This is a genomic window from Arthrobacter sp. R3-55 (assembly GCF_054161505.1).
This window is the reverse complement of the sequence record NZ_CP096423.1, coordinates 369,144-385,477: the sequence shown is the minus strand read 5'-3', so window position 1 is coordinate 385,477 and position 16,334 is coordinate 369,144. Positions and strand designations below refer to the sequence as shown.

General features: G+C 62.6%; 17 protein-coding genes. 9 read left to right on the top strand and 8 right to left on the bottom strand.

Annotated features, from left to right (window positions below):
• The first annotated feature begins 91 nt into the window (after positions 1 to 91).
• From M1D51_RS01925 to M1D51_RS01910, 4 genes are all read left to right on the top strand, one after another.
• Positions 92 to 1,195 (top strand): sulfite oxidase, encoded by a 1,104-nt coding sequence (locus M1D51_RS01925; RefSeq protein WP_458108321.1) that lies wholly within the window; start codon positions 92 to 94, stop codon positions 1,193 to 1,195.
• A gap of 177 nt (positions 1,196 to 1,372) precedes the next feature.
• A complete protein-coding gene (locus M1D51_RS01920) occupies positions 1,373 to 1,750 on the top strand; it encodes an RNA-binding S4 domain-containing protein (protein ID WP_018779945.1) in 378 nt (125 codons plus the stop codon).
• Positions 1,751 to 1,847: 97 nt separating this feature from the next.
• Positions 1,848 to 2,516: a DUF6318 family protein gene (locus tag M1D51_RS01915; RefSeq protein ID WP_458108320.1), complete on the top strand. Its 669-nt coding sequence runs from the start codon at positions 1,848 to 1,850 to the stop codon at positions 2,514 to 2,516.
• Positions 2,516 to 3,490: a hypothetical protein gene (locus M1D51_RS01910; protein ID WP_458108319.1), complete on the top strand. Its 975-nt coding sequence runs from the start codon at positions 2,516 to 2,518 to the stop codon at positions 3,488 to 3,490. Before M1D51_RS01915 ends, M1D51_RS01910 begins: the two co-directional genes overlap by 1 nt.
• A 241-nt stretch (positions 3,491 to 3,731) precedes the next feature.
• On the opposite strand, the gene M1D51_RS01905 is transcribed toward M1D51_RS01910, so the two are convergent.
• The 3 genes from M1D51_RS01905 to M1D51_RS01895 all read right to left on the bottom strand — a co-directional run bounded on the left by M1D51_RS01905 (position 3,732) and on the right by M1D51_RS01895 (position 5,469).
• Positions 3,732 to 4,193 carry a DUF3817 domain-containing protein gene (locus M1D51_RS01905; RefSeq protein ID WP_216659694.1) on the bottom strand — a complete coding sequence of 154 codons (462 nt, stop codon included), beginning with the start codon at positions 4,191 to 4,193 and terminating at the stop codon, positions 3,732 to 3,734.
• 82 nt (positions 4,194 to 4,275) lie between these two features.
• Positions 4,276 to 4,884 carry a hypothetical protein gene (locus tag M1D51_RS01900; RefSeq protein ID WP_458108318.1) on the bottom strand — a complete coding sequence of 203 codons (609 nt, stop codon included), beginning with the start codon at positions 4,882 to 4,884 and terminating at the stop codon, positions 4,276 to 4,278.
• 78 nt (positions 4,885 to 4,962) lie between these two features.
• Entirely contained in the window at positions 4,963 to 5,469 is a 507-nt protein-coding gene (locus tag M1D51_RS01895; RefSeq protein WP_458109529.1) for a hypothetical protein, read from the bottom strand.
• A 365-nt stretch (positions 5,470 to 5,834) separates the two neighbouring features.
• On the opposite strand from M1D51_RS01895, the gene M1D51_RS01890 reads away from it, so the two are divergent.
• The 5 genes from M1D51_RS01890 (at position 5,835) to M1D51_RS01870 (ending at position 11,526) form a co-directional block, all read left to right on the top strand.
• Positions 5,835 to 6,554, top strand: a complete 720-nt coding sequence (locus M1D51_RS01890; RefSeq protein ID WP_172322497.1) for a FadR/GntR family transcriptional regulator — start codon at positions 5,835 to 5,837, stop codon at positions 6,552 to 6,554.
• Entirely contained in the window at positions 6,551 to 7,576 is a 1,026-nt protein-coding gene (locus M1D51_RS01885) for an asparaginase (protein WP_458108317.1), read from the top strand. The genes M1D51_RS01890 and M1D51_RS01885 overlap by 4 nt, the downstream gene beginning before the upstream one ends.
• A 13-nt stretch (positions 7,577 to 7,589) precedes the next feature.
• The gene (locus M1D51_RS01880) at positions 7,590 to 9,005 is read left to right on the top strand and encodes an aspartate ammonia-lyase (protein ID WP_172322496.1); all 1,416 of its coding nucleotides are present in this window, start codon (positions 7,590 to 7,592) and stop codon (positions 9,003 to 9,005) included.
• Between the two features lie 138 nt (positions 9,006 to 9,143).
• Positions 9,144 to 10,652, top strand: a complete 1,509-nt coding sequence (locus M1D51_RS01875; RefSeq protein WP_172322495.1) for an amino acid permease — start codon at positions 9,144 to 9,146, stop codon at positions 10,650 to 10,652.
• Between the two features lie 202 nt (positions 10,653 to 10,854).
• On the top strand, positions 10,855 to 11,526 hold the full coding sequence (locus M1D51_RS01870; protein ID WP_458108316.1) for a FadR/GntR family transcriptional regulator: 672 nt from the start codon (positions 10,855 to 10,857) through the stop codon (positions 11,524 to 11,526).
• Positions 11,527 to 11,531: 5 nt separating this feature from the next.
• Here M1D51_RS01870 and M1D51_RS01865 read toward each other — a convergent pair whose 3' ends face one another.
• From M1D51_RS01865 to M1D51_RS01845, 5 genes are read right to left on the bottom strand one after another with little or no spacing between them, the layout of a single operon-like run.
• A complete protein-coding gene (locus tag M1D51_RS01865) occupies positions 11,532 to 12,401 on the bottom strand; it encodes an amidohydrolase family protein (RefSeq protein WP_458108315.1) in 870 nt (289 codons plus the stop codon).
• Positions 12,398 to 13,363, bottom strand: a complete 966-nt coding sequence (locus tag M1D51_RS01860) for an aldo/keto reductase (RefSeq protein WP_458108314.1) — start codon at positions 13,361 to 13,363, stop codon at positions 12,398 to 12,400. The genes M1D51_RS01865 and M1D51_RS01860 overlap by 4 nt, the downstream gene beginning before the upstream one ends.
• Complete coding sequence (locus tag M1D51_RS01855; protein WP_458108313.1) at positions 13,348 to 13,662, bottom strand: L-rhamnose mutarotase; 315 nt, start codon at positions 13,660 to 13,662, stop codon at positions 13,348 to 13,350. Before M1D51_RS01855 ends, M1D51_RS01860 begins: the two co-directional genes overlap by 16 nt.
• Positions 13,655 to 14,962, bottom strand: coding sequence for an alpha-L-fucosidase (locus M1D51_RS01850; RefSeq protein WP_458108312.1), 1,308 nt, complete (start codon positions 14,960 to 14,962; stop codon positions 13,655 to 13,657). The genes M1D51_RS01855 and M1D51_RS01850 overlap by 8 nt, the downstream gene beginning before the upstream one ends.
• Positions 14,959 to 16,263: an L-fuconate dehydratase gene (locus M1D51_RS01845; RefSeq protein ID WP_458108311.1), complete on the bottom strand. Its 1,305-nt coding sequence runs from the start codon at positions 16,261 to 16,263 to the stop codon at positions 14,959 to 14,961. Before M1D51_RS01845 ends, M1D51_RS01850 begins: the two co-directional genes overlap by 4 nt.
• Between the last annotated feature and the right edge of the window lie 71 nt (positions 16,264 to 16,334).

The window sequence follows — 16,334 nt, the reverse complement described above, 5'->3', positions numbered from 1 at the left end:
CTATTGACGCAGGTTCGGCCGTAGCATGATCCTTGTCCTAAGTGCTGCGGCGCTCCGCAGCACTTAGCTTCCAGTAGAACGCCGCCGTCCCATGTCCAAGCACCCCGTCAAGCAAAGGGCAGCGAAAGCCGCCACCGCCGGGCAGCCGACCGAAGGTCCCCTGACCCCTGAAGAACTGCAACTCTCCGGCCGGAACCATTCCATGCCGCTTGAGGCCCTGCACGACGACATCACGCCGGCCGGCCTCCACTACCTGCTCATCCACTTCGACATTCCACACGTCCCCGCTGATACCTGGCGGTTACGGCTGAGTGGAGCTGTTGATCGCGGCTTTGAACTGAGCCTGGACGACATCAAAGCCCGCCCCTCTGTCACCATGCCCGTGACCATGGAATGCGCGGGAAACGGCCGGTCCCTGTTGAAACCGCGGCCCCTGAGTCAGCCGTGGGTGGTCGGCGCGGTGGGCACGGCCGAGTGGACCGGAACTCCCTTGGCACCCCTGCTGGAGGAAGCTGGTTTGGCGAGTGACGCCGTCGAACTTGTCTTCACCGGTGCGGACGCTGGAGTCCAGGGCGGCGTCGAAGAGCCTTACGCGCGAAGCCTGTCTGTGGCCGAGGCGATGCATCCCGAAGTCATGCTGGTCTATGCCATGAACGGACATCCCTTGCCGATCCAGCATGGGTTCCCCCTCCGCCTGTTGGTGCCCGGCTGGTACGGGATGGCAAGTGTGAAATGGTTGACGTCGATCGAGGCCGTGACGTCGCGGTTCATGGGTTTCCAACAGGCTGTTGCCTATCACTACCTGCAAGGTCCCGACGGTCCCGGGCTGCCCGTGACTCACATTCGTGTGCGCTCCCTGATGATCCCTCCCGGAATTCCGGAATTCTTCACGCGACGTCGGATTGTGGAAGCTGGTCCGGTCATGCTGCACGGCCGCGCCTGGTCCGGGCACGGCGAGGTGGAACGCGTTGAAGTGGGGATCGACGGCGAGTGGATGCCCGCGCATATTGACCCGCCCGTGGGTGATTTCGCGTGGAGGTCGTGGTCCATGGTGTGGGTCGCGAGTCCGGGTGACCATGTGCTGCGGTGCCGGGCGATGGATACATCGGGAGCGCTGCAGCCCACGGAACAGGTGTGGAACTATCAGGGCATCGGGAACAACATGGCGCAGGTGGTTGAGGTGACGGTGCGGTAGGGCTCCTGGCTGCGCCCCGCCTGCCTGCCTGCCCGCCCGCCCGTTCGAGATCGCCGAGATCGCTGGAATGCTGCGGGATCGCCGGAACTTTCCGGGGGTTTTGGCTGGCTTCCCACGACCTCGGTGCTTCTGGGGTTCCCGCAGGGCTTGCGAGGCCCGGTTAGACTCTTCCCAATCATGAGTATCCCGTCATCTTCACCGGCAAACGTCCGAGTCGACGCCTGGCTTTGGGCGATTCGTGCCTACAAGACCCGCTCGGCGGCCACCGCTGCCTGCCGTGCCGGCCACATCCGCATCAACGGAAACCCCGTCAAGGCGTCGCAAAGCGTGATCATCGGCGACACCATCCGGGTCCGGGAATCGGGCTGGGAACGGATCCTCGAAGTCCGGAGGCTCATCGCGAAGCGTGTGGGGGCTGAGGCCGCTTCCCATTGCTTCACCGACCACACTCCCCCGCGTCCCGTGGCCCCCAAGCTAGGGCTCCCCCAGCGCGACCGCGGCGCCGGCCGGCCCACCAAGAAGGACCGCCGGGATATGGAGAAGCTGCGCGGGTAGGTGGTTTTCCACAGGCCGCAGTTACCGACGTGAATCTGGCTTCCCTCCCGACCTAGACTGACCGGCACAACGCCAAACAGCTGCTGGGGAGCCTGTCATGTCACGCCTTTCGTTTGCCACTTTTCCGTCTGTCCGGCCATGGACGGTGGCCGTGGGTCTCACCCTTACGCTGCTTGTGAGTGGATGCCAAGGCGGCTCTCCACCCAGCGGCAAAACTTCCGAACCAAGCACGACGACGGCGTCGCCCGCCACGAGCGCATCGGTCCCGGCTGCTTCGGCTACTCCTTCAGCATCCGCCGTGTACAAACCTGCGGACGCGAAGGGGAAAGCGGAGAATGTGCCCGTTCCCGTGATGCCTGAGCTGGCGAAGGAGAACTCGAAGGCGGGGTTGGAGGCGTTTATTGGGTACTGGTTCCAGCTGCTTAGCTACGCGTACGAAACCGGTGATTCGAGTAGCACGTCATATTTGGCCTCTTCTACATGTGCGCTTTGCCAACATTTGGCGAAATCGGTCGACGCCAATTACACGGATGGGCGCTGGCTAATAGGGGGAAGATTCCGAGCTCCAGTCGCGGAAGCCAGTTGGGACGCTGACTCATCGTCGCAGCAGGGCCGTGTTCAGGTCATCCAAGAAGAGATTCACTACATGGACGGCAACGGGACTGAGAGCCGCGGACTCACAATGGCAACGAATGATGCTGCAGCTTTCTTCGCTAAATATCAGGGCGGGTCTTGGGTTGTCACAGACTTGGGCATAATCCAATGATGTTCCGAACCGTGGTATCCCTGTCGGCCTTTGCCATTCTGGCCCTCGTGGCCGCTCCCGGGCACCTGCCAGCGGGCCGAGCGGACTCAGGTGCCGAGGCTCAAGACAACCGGAATTCCGCACCGGACGCAGGCTTCAAAGAGGGATCGGTGTTTATTGGCGCTGTCTGGAAGTTCGACCCCCAAACTGGAAAATCGACGCCGAAATCTGACAGCTCGTCTCCGGGCGCCGAGGACCCCAATCAGTACATGGCTGACACCCACTGTCGCGCCGATGGGCCCGACACCAAGGACCCCGGTTGCGATGCCCTCGAATGCCCAGCCACCGCAACCAACACTGAAGCAGGCACCCCCGTCATCTGGAAGGAAGCCCCCAAAGCCATCACCAACCCAGGATGGACAGACTGGATCCCCGTCAGCGGACCCACCTGCCTCTACGCAGCCCAACCCGAAAACGTCCTGGCCAACATCGCCGAACGTATCCTCAACGACTTCCAACAACTACCCATCAACCCCGGAACCCTCCAAGCCCAACCCTTCCCCCACACCCTCAAAGGCGGACCCACCAACTTCTACACCACAACCGGCGAGCAAGCCTTCGACGTCACCATCCTCGGCCAAGCCGTCCACCTCACCGCAACACCCGCCAACTACACCTACACCTACGGCGACGGCACCACCCTCGGACCAACACCAGCCGCCGGCTACTCCATCCCCGAAACCGAATGGCTCAACAACCAAACCCGCACCAGCCACAGCTACACAGAAACCGGCAACTACCAAGCCACCCTCACCACCCGCTACACCGGCACCTACTCCGTCAACAACGGCCCACCCCTGCCCATCAACGGAACCCTGAACCTCACCACACCAGCCCAAACCATCCACGTCTGGAAAACAGAAAGAGCACTCGTCGCCGACACCTGCCAGGAAAACCCCAACTCCTGGGGCTGCCCCGACGCAGAACCGAAATAGCCGGCGGCTCACCTTGGGCCCTTGCCCGCATCACGTACCACGTACCACGTACCCCGCACCACGTACCCCGCACCATGTACCGCCATCACCCACTTCGAAGGCGAACACCACGGCAACACACCGTGCAGATGGCGAGTCAAGCAATCCAAGATTCAAAGTGGGTGGTGGCGGGCTGCGGATTGGGCACGCCAAAAGAAGAAAGCACCGGTTCCGAAGAACGGTGCTTTCCGCTGGCTGATTTCTAGGAGAACCAGGTACCTGGAGGGCCCATGAACAACAGGAAGCTGAACACGGCACCCACGGCTACCAACGTGACAACGACGGCCAGAATGGGATTGCGCAGAACCCAAGCCTGGGCTTTCTCGAACCCGCCCCGCGGCGATTCTCCCCCGGCTGCCAGGCGCCAACCGCCGGCGAGGAGGCCACGGCGGTCCAGCGACTTCTCCATGGGAATGGTGGCATACGGAATCACGGCTGAACCGATGGCAAGGAGACCGGTTCGTGTTGACCACTTCTGGTTGATCCAGGTGAAGGCGGCCGTCGCGGCGTAGCAAAGGAACACGAAGCCGTGAATACCTCCAGCGATGCTCACTCCGACATCGGTGGTGCGCGTGACGTACTTAAGGAACAACCCGATCAGCAGCAGCGTCCAAGTCACGGCCTCGGCAAAAGCTACGGTGCGGAACAAAGTGCGGGGCTGCATGGAAGTCCTCAGGTAGGAAACGGGAGACACCTCGTATTTTACCGGCTGTAGAACTTCCCGTGGGTCACCTACAAACAACAAGTCACTTCACCGAGGGCAGTGCCTGCCCGTTCCGGATACGGGAATCGCCAAACTCGATGGCAACGGGCGCAATCTGCATCTGAGGTTCGTGCCTTGTCCGGACTTTGCCGACGGCGACGTGAGGCAACCAGCGGGGCGACCTGTAACCCAGCGCCGGTGAGCTCAGGATGAAGTCGTCAATGTTGTCCAGGCCCAGGTCGTCCAGAAGTGTGTGGAGCCCTTGCACCAAAAGTGCCTGATAGTCGTGCACTTCCTGTGGCACATCCACCTCGAGCCCCATCAGGCGGCCACCGCCCAAAGGGATCAACTTTTCCGCCTTCCCCAGAAAGCCCTGCAACACCGGCAGTTCGGTCAACCAACTGGCGATCTCCGGAAGTGCCTGTTCAGGTGACGACAAACCCTTGGTCCAGGCTGCGATGTCCTTGCCAAGTTCATCGAGTATTCCAACGTGGAGCAGGGTCAGGTGCAGTCCCGGCGGATTTCGGAGCGAATCCACATACCGGGATAAGCCGTCATAGTCAGCTGGTCCCGCGCCGATACGGAGAACGGGTACCTCAACCGTGATGCGAGGTCCATGCGGTTTGCTTCCAGTGGGGTTGCTGGCCGTCATGGTTGCCATTATGCGCCGAACGCCCAGCAAGCGGGAGGCCGACGGCGGAACTCGCCGAACGCCGTCGGGCCCTGATCCTTACTTCTTGGGACGGGCCTGGACAAGGTTGGCGAACGGAAGCCGCCCGTGGGCCGCCACGAAGTCGGAATGGTAGGCGGCCTCGGCCGCATTCACCTCGGAGGCGGGGAGTTCCTTCCACGCAACCACCAAGTCCAAAGCATCACGCAGCTGCCAGATAAGCCGTGCGTCCCAAACGACCGTGGGCCGCCCGCGGCCGTAATCCATGAACTCCTGGATCTGCTTGCGCAGTCCCCGGTTGCCCTGACTGCCGGCGCTGGCTTTGCCCAGGTAAAGCACGGAAGCGTCCGCTATCCACTCGGATTCCAGGGCTTCACGTTTGAGGGAGGGGTCCTTCTTCTTGAACGTGCCGGCAGTGCTCTTACTGAGGAACATCGGCTCAAAATCCGCGGGGCACAGGATGGCGAAGATTCCGGGGCCTTGGGGAATCCTCATGGGATCGAGTTCGTCGAGCGGCCGGAACCCGGTGAACCCGTCCTGCATGAGCGACTTTTTGGTGAAGAGCATGGTCCATTGTGTCAAGCTCCTGGAAAGACATCGTCTCGTGCCAAATTCTTCAGGCAAACCCAACCTCAAGGGGCCAGCTGTCGACGTAGGCAACGACTACTAGTGTCGGCGTACGGCGACTTTTCGAAAAGTTGCCGTACGGCGACAGGTGTCGAGATTGCGCACTGTACGTGAGGCTGGCCCGCTAGCCCGGATGCGCTGCTCGGTGATGACAAGATCGGACAGTTGATCAGCATCCTCCGCTCCATGGAGAACCACGCGAAGGTGGGCTGAACGCGAGCGGTCGGTGCCGCACGGGACCCCCAAACCGTGAAGCAAGCCTTTCAGCGTTGACAGCCGCTTGTGACCCGTGCCATATTCGAAACGTGAACCTGTCAGACAGCCGGACAGCCGGACAGCAAGAGCCCCAGGGCGGGCATATGCCCATTTCCCGCATCTCCGCAGCTGAAGCGGTCTTCGCGGCCCTGCGGCGTGCGATCGAAGGCGGGCAGTTCGATATCGGCACCAAGCTGAGCTCGGAAGCAACGCTCGCGGGCCAGTACGGCGTGAGCCGCTCCGTCATCCGGGAAGCGCTGAGATCCTGCAACACCTTGGGCCTCACGGTAACCAAAACGGGCAAGGGCACGTTCATCGTGGCCAACAAGGTCGCTAATGACCTTACCTTGGGTCAGTACAGTGCGCGTGATCTCAACGAAGCACGCCCGCACATCGAGATTCCCGCAGCCGGGCTTGCCGCGCAAAGAAGAACGGACGAGGAACTTGAGCACCTCAAGGACATCGTCCAGGAAATGCTCAGCGAAAACGATCCCGAAGCCTGGGTGAACCTGGACGCGAGCTTCCACTCTGCCGTGGCCCGCGCCAGCGGAAACCGGGTCTTCGCCAGCGTCGTTTCGGACATCCGCGAGGCCCTGGCACACCAATCCGAAACCCTTAACCTCGTGGCAGACCGCCAACACCGCTCCGACGAAGAGCACGTCGCCGTGCTCAACGCCATCGAAGCCGGCGACTCCGAGGCCGCAAGTAAAGCGATGGCAGCCCACCTGCAGGCCGTCAGCGTTGCACTGGACAGGATCCTCAGCAAATGACCCACTCAAAGGACACCATGCCCGCCCCCGCAACAACCGCCAGCCAGCCGGAACTGGCGGCAAAGACGCCGCACCACGTCCCACTCGTGGAGGTAACCCGTGACGGCTTGGTGGAAAGCATCCACTATGGATCGCTGATCGCCCTCCGCAGCGACAACAGCACGGCGCTGGAAGCCGGCGAACCCGAGGCACCCATGTACCCGCGTTCAAGCCTGAAGCCTCTGCAGGCTGTGGCGCTGCTCAAAGCCGGGTTGGATATACCCCAGGACCTCCTCGCGCTGACCGCGGCCAGCCACTCCGGTGCCCGGATGCACCGCGATGGCGCCACCGAAATCCTGAAGCTGCACGGCCTCACCGAAGCGGCACTGGGAAACAGCATGGACCTCCCTTACGGCGTGGCTGAACGCGAAGAGTGGCTCCGCGCCGGCAATGGCCCCACCCAAATTGCACAGAACTGCTCTGGCAAACACGCTTCCATGACCGCCGTCTGCGTCATCAACGGCTGGCCTGTGGAGGGGTACTTGCACCCCGAGCACCCGCTGCAGGTACTGGTCCGCGAGACCATCACTGAACTGACCGGCGAAGAAGCTGCCGCGGTCAGCACGGACGGTTGCGGCACTCCGTTGTTCGCCCACTCGCTTCATGGCATGGCCCGCGCCTATGGCCGCCTCGCCGCAGCCGAAGAAAGCACCGACGAGGGCAAGGTTGCCCACGCCATGCGCCGCTACCCGCAGATGGTGGCCGGCGAAGGCCGCGATGTCACCGCCCTTATGCGGGCAGTCCCGGGACTCCTGGCAAAGGACGGTTTTGAGGGCCTTCAGCTGGTCGGCCTCCCGGACGGCACCGGCTTAGCAGTAAAAATTTCCGACGGCGGTGATCGCGCCCGCATGCCCGTCACCGTTGAGGTTCTCCGCCGGTTGGGCGTCGACGGCGGCAGCCTGGACACGCTTCAGGGCCCACCTGTGCTGGGCGGCGGCCTTCCGGTCGGCGAACTCCGTGCAGCCCAAATTTTCAGCAACTAAACCAAGGACAGCTATGACCACCGTCGATCAGGCGATCCCCCTCCGTTCCGAACACGACCTTTTGGGCGACCGCAATGTACCTGCGGATGCCTACTGGGGCGTCCACACCCTGCGGGCCATCGAGAACTTCCCCATTACAGGGCAGCCACTCTCCACTAACAAGCACCTGGTCAGGGGCCTGGCCGCCGTGAAGCAGGCAGCCGCACGCACCAACCACGAGCTTGGCCTGCTGGATGCCGAGAAGGCCGCGGCCATTGAGCAGGCTTGCCAGGACGTTATGGACGGCATGCTCCACGAGCAGTTCATGGTGGATGTGATCCAGGGCGGCGCGGGAACCAGTTCCAACATGAACGCCAACGAGGTCATCGCCAACCGTGCGCTGGAAATCCTTGGACACCCCAAGGGCGATTACTCCAAGCTGCACCCGAATGACCACGTAAACCTGAGCCAGTCCACCAACGACGTCTACCCGACGGCGGTGAACCTCGCCACGATCTTCTCCGTGAAGGAACTCCTGGAAGCCCTCGAAGAACTCGAGCTGGCCTTTGCCGAGAAGGGCCGGGAGTTCCGGACCGTGGTGAAGATGGGGCGCACCCAACTGCAGGACGCTGTTCCCATGACCCTGGGCCAGGAGTTCGGTGGTTACGCCGTGACCATTGGCGAGGACCGGGCACGCCTGGACGAGTCCCACATGCTGATCCACGAGATCAACCTTGGTGCTACGGCAATCGGCACGGGCTTGAACGCCCCGGCCGGCTACGCTGAAGCCGCCTGCCGCCACCTGGCCGAGATCACGGGCCTTCCCCTCCTCACTGCCGCTGACCTCATTGAGGCAACCCAGGACGTGGGAGCTTTCGTCCACCTCTCCGGCGTGCTGAAGCGCGTGGCAGTGAAACTCTCCAAGATTTGTAACGATCTCCGCTTGCTGTCCTCCGGACCGCGTGCGGGTTTGGGCGAGATCAACCTTCCGGCCGTGCAGTCCGGCTCGTCGATCATGCCCGGCAAGATCAATCCGGTGATCCCGGAAGTGGTCAGCCAAGTGGCGTATGAAGTCATCGGCAACGATGTCACCGTCACCATGGCCGCGGAGGCCGGCCAGCTTCAGCTGAACGCCTTCGAACCGATCATTGTGCACAGCCTGCACAAGAGCATCTCCCACCTGGAAGCAGCGTGCCGCACCCTTACGGCGCGTTGCGTCCGGGGCATCACTGCAAACACCGAACGGCTACGGCTTACCGTGGAGCAGTCGATCGGTCTCGTCACGGCATTGAACCCCCATATCGGTTACGCCTCCGCCACAGCTATCGCCCAGGAGGCGCTGGCAACGGGTAAGGGCGTTGCGGAACTCGTGTTGGAGCACGGTCTCCTGACCGCCACCCAACTTGAGGAATTGCTGAGCCCCGAACGTCTGGCAAATCTCAGCAAATAGGCCGAAACTGGCCTGTAAACGCTCCAACCAGCCGTCACGCCCCATGAGGCATACCCTCACGAGGCCTTGTTTTGTGTGCCCGGACTCCCTGCCGGACGCGCCCAGGACACCCCCAACAGGACACCCCTAAGGATTCCAATGACCAATCCCATTACGGACCACACGGTCCCGGCCCAAGCGCACGCCAGCGAGAAAGCCCTCCACAAGGAGGACTCCGGCTACCACAAGGACCTCAAGCCCCGCCAGATCCAGATGATCGCGATCGGCGGCGCAATCGGTACCGGCTTGTTCCTGGGCGCCGGTGGCCGGCTCAACGCAGCAGGCCCTTCCCTCGTGATCGCCTACGCAATCTGTGGCTTCTTCGCCTTCCTGATCCTCCGGGCACTCGGTGAACTCGTTCTGCACCGCCCGTCGTCGGGATCCTTTGTCTCCTACGCCCGTGAGTTCTACGGCGAAAAGGCAGCCTTCGTTTCGGGCTGGTTCTACTGGATCAACTGGGCCACCACCACCATCGTGGACATCACCGCAGCGGCACTCTACATGGAGTTCTTCGGCAAATACGTCGCGTGGATAGGCGCCGTTCCGCAGTGGGCGTGGGCGCTCATTGCACTGGTTGTGGTGCTCTGCCTCAACCTGGTCTCCGTGAAGGTCTTCGGTGAAATGGAGTTCTGGTTCGCGCTGATCAAGGTGGCCGCGCTGGTGGCCTTCCTCCTGGTGGGCACCTACTTCGTCATCTTCGGCACCCCGGTGGAGGGTCAGGAAGTCGGTTTCAGCCTCATCGCGGACAACGGCGGCGTCTTCCCCAACGGCGTCCTTCCCATGATCATCCTCATGCAGGGTGTGCTCTTCGCTTACGCATCGATTGAACTCATCGGTACTGCAGCCGGCGAAACTGCCAACCCGGAGAAGATCATGCCCAAGGCCATCAACTCCGTGGTCATCCGCATCGCCCTCTTCTACGTTGGCTCCGTGATTCTGCTGGCTCTCCTGCTGCCGTACACCTCTTACGAGAAGGGCGTCAGCCCGTTCGTGACGTTCTTCGGCTCGATCGGTGTGGAGGGCGTGGACGTCATTATGAACCTCGTGGTCCTCACCGCAGCACTGTCTTCGCTGAACGCCGGGCTCTACTCCACGGGCCGCATCCTCCGCTCCATGTCGGTGGCCGGCTCTGCCCCGAAGTTCGCCCAGCGCATGAACAAGGCAGGCGTCCCCTACGGTGGCATCGCCATCACGGCCGGCGTTTCCCTGCTCGGTGTTCCGCTGAACTACCTCGTTCCGGCCGACGCTTTCGAGATCGTCCTGAACGTCGCTTCCGTGGGCATCATCGTCACGTGGGCCACCATTGTCCTGTGCCAGATGCAGCTCAAACGCTGGGCTGACAAGGGGTGGCTGAAGCGCCCCTCCTTCCGGATGTTCGGCGCCCCGTACACAGGCTGGTTGTCCTTGATCTTCCTGGCGGCAGTGCTGATCATGGTGTTCATCGAGTCCCCGTTGACCATGCTGGTCACAGGAATTGCCTGCGGACTCATGGTGTGGGGCTGGTTCCTGTGCCGCAAGCAGATCCATGAGCTCGCTGCTACCCGCGACGGCTACACCGGCAGCGCGCCGGTCATTGCCAACCGCCCGCTGCCCGGCGGCGACAAGTAACAAGCAACACCCGCTGACTCACGACGGCGGCACCGCGGGTTCCGTGACAATCGGAACCCAGGTGCCGCCGTCGTGGGTTAACGCCCCCAACCAAGTGGCAGCTGAGCGCGTTTTGAGTACTGAAAACGCGCTCAAATGCGACTCAGCTGGGTGGGGACGCGGCGGAGACAGACATCGGATCATTCGTGGCTACTATTGGTCCATGGCTGTCACAGATGAGGCGATCAGCAAGATCAAGGACATGCTGATCCGCGGCGAACTCAAGGCCGGCGATCGACTTCCGCCGGAAAAGGAACTGAGCGAGCGGCTCGGTCTTTCGAGGAGTTCGCTGCGTGAAGCCGTGAAAGCCCTGGAGCTGATCCGAGTGCTGGATGTCCGCCGCGGTGACGGCACCTATGTCACCAGCCTCGACGCCAAGCTGCTCAACGAAGCCGTGGCTTTCGTGGTGGACCTGCACCAGGACAGGTCCATCCTGGAACTCTTTGAGGTCCGACGAATCCTGGAACCCGCCACGGCACACTTGGCCGCGGGAAAAATCACGCCGGACGAGCTCCTGGCGCTGAGGGGCACCATGGACGGCATCGACGAGAACACCGACGTCGAGGAACTGGTAGCCCATGACCTTGAGTTCCACAGCATCATCACCGAAGCCGCCGGAAACGACTACCTCGGCAGCCTGTTGGAAGCGTTGTCCAGCAGCACCGTGCGGGCCAGGATCTGGCGTGGCCTGACACAGGAAAAAGCTGTGGCCCACACCTTGGCCGAGCACCGTGCAATCGCCGACGCCCTCGAACGAGGCGACGCCGAACTGGTGCGCGCGCTGGTGACCGTGCACATCAGCGGCGTGGAGAACTGGTTGCGGCAGGCGCTCTAGCTGTACTAGCCCTCGGCCAAGGGAGTGACAGCCAAGCCATACGTCCGGATGGCGGTCTCTTCCAGCACGGCGTCCTGCTCCGATGGGCTCAGCGAAGACACCAACTCCAACAACACGTCCAGCGTCCGGCCATACGGCGCCCCGAGCGTGCTGACGGGCCAGTCGCTACCGATCATCAAACGCTCCGGCCCGAAGGCCTCCAAGGCTGATTCGAACAGGGGCTCCAACGCATCTGCGGTGTACGCAACGCCCGGCAAATGCAGCCCCGAAAGCTTGGCCACCGTATTCGGCTCCCGCCCCAGCGCCCGGAAGTCAGCACTCCACGCCTCCATAAGCCCAGCATCAGCCAGCGGCGGCTTCCCCAAATGATCCAGCACCACGGTCAGTTCCGGCATCTCGCGGGCAAGCCGGACCGCCCCTCCCACATGCCGGGGGAAAGCATCCGGTATATCCAGGGTGAGCCCGCGCTGAGCCACCAAGGCCAGGGAATCACGGACCGCGGGAAGATCCAGGAAATCATCCCTGGGATCCTCATGCACCAAATGCCGGACACCCTTGAAAACCGGGTGGGCCGTGAAGCGGTGCAACTGCTCATCAGCCTCTGCCGGCGCATCCAGCCTGATCCAGCCCACCACTCCGAAGACCCACGGGTTCCTCGAGGCAACAGCCAACATGCTCTCGGTGTCGGCAACGGTATCGTCGGCCTGGACCAGCACCGCTCCCCGCACACCGGCCGCATCCAACGTCTCATGCGCCTCGTCCTCGCCAAAGCTCCGGAAAAGCGCACCGTGCTGCGGACCGAGCCAACCATAGGGCCGCACTCCCCCGGTGACGAAGGAGTCCAACGTCCACAGATGCAGGTGCGAATCAATCACCGGCCAACACGCTCCAAAGCCTCCCAGAGCTCTTCGGGCACGGTCTCTTCCATGCGGGCAGCGTTCGTGGACACCTGTTCAGCGGAAGTCGCTCCGGCTGTCACGTTCACCACCGCCGGATGCCGCAACGGGAACTGGAGTGCCGCCGTCGGAAGTTCCACGCCGAAGTCGCGGCAGATGGCCGCGAGCGCACGCGCCCGCTCCAGCACTTCCGGGGGCGCCTGCTGGTAGTTGTAGTGTGCGTCTTCGGGGACCTCGGGGCGGGCGAGGAGCCCTGAGTTGTAGGCACCAACGCTCACGACGCCGGTGCTGCGCTCAACGCAGCGTTCCAGCAGCGGGACGTCGGGCTGCTCAAGCAGGGTGTAGCGGCCGGCGAGCATCACGAGGTCAAGGTCCGCAGCTTCGACGCATTCCAACGCCGCTTCAGCAGAGTTGATGCCCACGCCTATGGCCGTGACCAACCCTTCGGTGCGGAGCTTTTCAAGCACAGGCAAGGCCTGGGAGATTCCCGCCTGGAGATCGTGGATGTCGGGGTCATGCAGGTAGGCGATGTCCACATGGTCCAGGCCCAGCCGTTCCAGGGAGTCTTCGATGCTGCGCCGGATACCGCCCTCGGAGAAGTCCCAGACGCGCCGCGTGGTGGCGGGTACATCGAAGCCTTCCGGGTCCCTGCCGCCGTCGGAGTTGGGTTCCAACAGCCGGCCCACTTTGGTGGAGATGACGAACTCGTCCCGGGGTTTATCCCTGAGGACGGCGCCCAGCCTTTGTTCCGAGAGGCCCAGCCCGTAGTGCGGCGCGGTGTCGAAGTAGCGGATACCCGCATCCCAAGCGGCCAACACAGTGGCCAGAGCCTCCCCGTCCGGGATGGCCCTGTAAAGATTTCCGATGCCCGCTCCGCCGAAGCCGAGTTTGCCGAGACTTCCCGGTTTGCCGGGTTCGCGTGAGTTCATGGCAGCTCCCATACCTTCTGGATACCCGCATCCTCCCCCGAGTAATCGTCCTGGACGGCCAAAAGTTCAGCCATTCGGGCTTGCCACGGCACATTGGCCGGGTGACCGGCGAGCGCATGCCGCATGGCCTGGTAGTCCTCGACGTCCACCACGTGAAAGAGATCCAGTCCGCTGCGCCAGATCCGCCAGTTCTTCACCCCTGCCTCTTTGAGGGCTGCCACCAATTCGTCGGGAATGTTCGCGTGCGCGTTGGCGTACTCCTCTTCGGTCCCTGGTTTGAGCTTGGTGTGCAGGGCGATGCTCTCAGCCATTTACTGCCTCTGTCTCCCCAGCCGACGGCGTCAGGAACAGTTCCAGCACCGGGACGGCGACGTCGGGCCGCTGTACGGGCAGCTTGATGGTGAGTGTTCCGGGTGGTTGGCCGCCGGGGGTCATGTTCATGGCTTGCTGCGCAGGGTCCAGTTCGCGCAGGAACACCTCCGAGGCGTCATTGAGCAGCTGGGCGTATTCCACCTTGCCGGCGAGGTTGGGCAGGTGGACGTACTCGAACGGCCAGGCGAACAAGTGAACGTAGAGCCGGTTTCCGCGCTGGGTATAGCGGGCATCCGTCGGTGCTGTGAAGGTCGAGGCACCGGCACCGTGGATGGCGCGCGAGTGCAGCTTCATCCATTCGCCAATGCCCTCCAGCGAACCCAGCGCCCTCGGGTCCAGGCTGCCCCTCCCTGTGGGGCCCACGTTGAGCAGCAGGTTGCCGCCCTTGGACACGCCATCCACCAGCATGCGGATGAGCAGGTCCACGGGCTTGTAGTTCAGGTTGTCCCTGTCATAGCCCCAGCTGCCGTTCAGCGTCTGGCAGGCTTCCCAGGTGACCGGTTCGCCGTCGACCATCATGGGGCCGGCGGGCTGGTACTGCTCCGGTGTGACCAGGTCTCCCGGGATTTCCAGCCGATCGTTGACCACAATGGCCGGTTGCAGTTCCCGCACCATGGCAAGCAGGGCATCGGAGTCCCAGTCTTTCCGGCCTTTGCCGCCCCAATATTCTTCCTGGTGTCCGCCTGTGTAGGAGAAGTCGAAGAACAGGTAGTCGATGGTGCCGTAGTCGGTGAGGAGCTCACGAACCTGACCGTGCAGGTACTCGCGGTACCGGTCCATGTCACGCCCGGCATTCAAACTTTCGACGTCGGACGAGTTGCGTTGGGGGTGTACCCCGTCCACGGTGAAATCGGGATGGTGCCAGTCGATGAGCGAGTGGTAGAAACCGACCTTCAGCCCCTCGGCGCGGAGGGCTTCCACATACGGCGCAATCAAATCACGGCCTGCTGGCGTGTTGGTTGCTTTGTAGTCCGTCAGGGCCGAATCCCACAGGCAGAAGCCGTCGTGGTGCTTGGTGGTGAGGACCACGTACTTCATCCCGGCGTTACGTGCAGCCCGGGCCCACTCGCGGGGATCGTAGAGGTCCGGATCGAAGCGCCGGAAGTACTTTGAGTACTCCTCCACAGTAGTTTCCTCCTTGTTCATCACCCACTCGTGGCGTGCAGGCAGGGCATAGATACCCCAATGAACAAACATCCCAAAGCGTGCCTCTTCAAACCAAGGTGCGTGCTGGATCAACGGGATTCCTTCCATACGGGGCCGTTCGGAAAGCTGTACGCGGCCAGTGTTTCACGGAGCATTTGGTTCCCCGCGCCAGGATTCGACGGCGGCCAATACGCGCCGCCGTGGACAACAACGGGTGTGACGAAGTGTTCGTGGAGGTGGTCCACGAATTCGATGGTCCTGTTCTCCTTGGTTCCGGACACCGCAACGAAGTCGAACATGGACAGGTGCTGCACGGCTTCACACAGGCCAACCCCGCCGGCATGTGGACAGACCCTCACACCGAACTTGGCGGCGAGAAGGAGGATGGCGATGTTCTCATTGACCCCCGCTACCCTGGCTGCGTCAATCTGCAGGACCTGCAGCGAGCCGGCCTGGAGCATCTGTTTGAACACCACCCTGTTCTGTACGTGTTCGCCGGTAGCCACAGGGATGGGCGCCACTCCGCGGGCGATGGCAGCATGGCCAAGGATGTCGTCCGGGCTGGTGGGCTCCTCGATCCAGGCGATGTCATACGGGGCAAGGTGTGCCATCCAGTCGATGGCTTCCTGCACGTCCCAGCGTTGATTGGCGTCCACTGCGATCTTGATATCCGGACCAACCGCAGCACGAGCCGCCCTCACACGGCGAATGTCGTCCTCCAAGGAGGCACCCACTTTGAGCTTGATCTGGGCAAATCCGTCAGCCACGGCTTCCTTGGCCAAACGCGTCAGTTTCTCGTCGCTGTAACCCAGCCAGCCCGGCGTCGTGGTGTACGCGGGGTAGCCCTCGGCGCGAAGTGCGGCTTTCCTCGCTTCCCGTCCGGGCTCGGCGGCCCGGAGGATTTCAAGGGCCTCGCCAGGGGTCAGGGCGTCGGTCAGGTAGCGGAAGTCCACCAGTGCCACCAGCTCTTCCGGCGTCATGCCGGCGAGCAACTCCCAGAGGGGCAGGCCTGCCCGTTTCGCCTTTAGATCCCAGAGCGCATTGACCACGGCGCCGATGGCCATGTGCATCACACCCTTCTCGGGCCCCAGCCACCTGAGTTGGGAATCGTGGGCCAGCAGCTTCCAGGTGGCGCCCATGTCTGCCAGCAGCGCCTCAACATCGGCGCCGAGGAGGTGTTCGCGGAGCGCGTTGATGGCCGCAGTTTCCACCTCGTTACCCCGACCGATGGTGAACACGAAGCCGTGCCCTTCATGCCCGTCATCGGCATCTGTGCCAATGATCAGGTAGGCAGCTGAATAGTCCGGGTCCGGATTCATGGCATCGGAACCGTCCAGTTCCAAAGAGGTGGGGAAGCGAATATCAAACGTTTCCATTGCAGTGATGATGCTCATGCGGCTCCTGAAAGTGCGTCACGATTCTCCACCGAGCCTAAACATCCGATGTCTGCCTTGTCAATGGGTCA

Coding starts and splice junctions, on each gene's coding strand:
- M1D51_RS01845 (WP_458108311.1), bottom strand. CDS start 16,263: ATGAGCATCATCACTGCAATGGAAACGTTTGATATTCGCTTCCCCACC.
- M1D51_RS01860 (WP_458108314.1), bottom strand. CDS start 13,363: ATGGGAGCTGCCATGAACTCACGCGAACCCGGCAAACCGGGAAGTCTC.
- M1D51_RS01855 (WP_458108313.1), bottom strand. CDS start 13,662: ATGGCTGAGAGCATCGCCCTGCACACCAAGCTCAAACCAGGGACCGAA.
- M1D51_RS01885 (WP_458108317.1), top strand. CDS start 6,551: ATGACCCACTCAAAGGACACCATGCCCGCCCCCGCAACAACCGCCAGC.
- M1D51_RS01920 (WP_018779945.1), top strand. CDS start 1,373: ATGAGTATCCCGTCATCTTCACCGGCAAACGTCCGAGTCGACGCCTGG.
- M1D51_RS01910 (WP_458108319.1), top strand. CDS start 2,516: ATGTTCCGAACCGTGGTATCCCTGTCGGCCTTTGCCATTCTGGCCCTC.
- M1D51_RS01925 (WP_458108321.1), top strand. CDS start 92: ATGTCCAAGCACCCCGTCAAGCAAAGGGCAGCGAAAGCCGCCACCGCC.
- M1D51_RS01880 (WP_172322496.1), top strand. CDS start 7,590: ATGACCACCGTCGATCAGGCGATCCCCCTCCGTTCCGAACACGACCTT.
- M1D51_RS01875 (WP_172322495.1), top strand. CDS start 9,144: ATGACCAATCCCATTACGGACCACACGGTCCCGGCCCAAGCGCACGCC.
- M1D51_RS01905 (WP_216659694.1), bottom strand. CDS start 4,193: ATGCAGCCCCGCACTTTGTTCCGCACCGTAGCTTTTGCCGAGGCCGTG.
- M1D51_RS01870 (WP_458108316.1), top strand. CDS start 10,855: ATGGCTGTCACAGATGAGGCGATCAGCAAGATCAAGGACATGCTGATC.
- M1D51_RS01915 (WP_458108320.1), top strand. CDS start 1,848: ATGTCACGCCTTTCGTTTGCCACTTTTCCGTCTGTCCGGCCATGGACG.
- M1D51_RS01900 (WP_458108318.1), bottom strand. CDS start 4,884: ATGACGGCCAGCAACCCCACTGGAAGCAAACCGCATGGACCTCGCATC.
- M1D51_RS01895 (WP_458109529.1), bottom strand. CDS start 5,469: ATGCTCTTCACCAAAAAGTCGCTCATGCAGGACGGGTTCACCGGGTTC.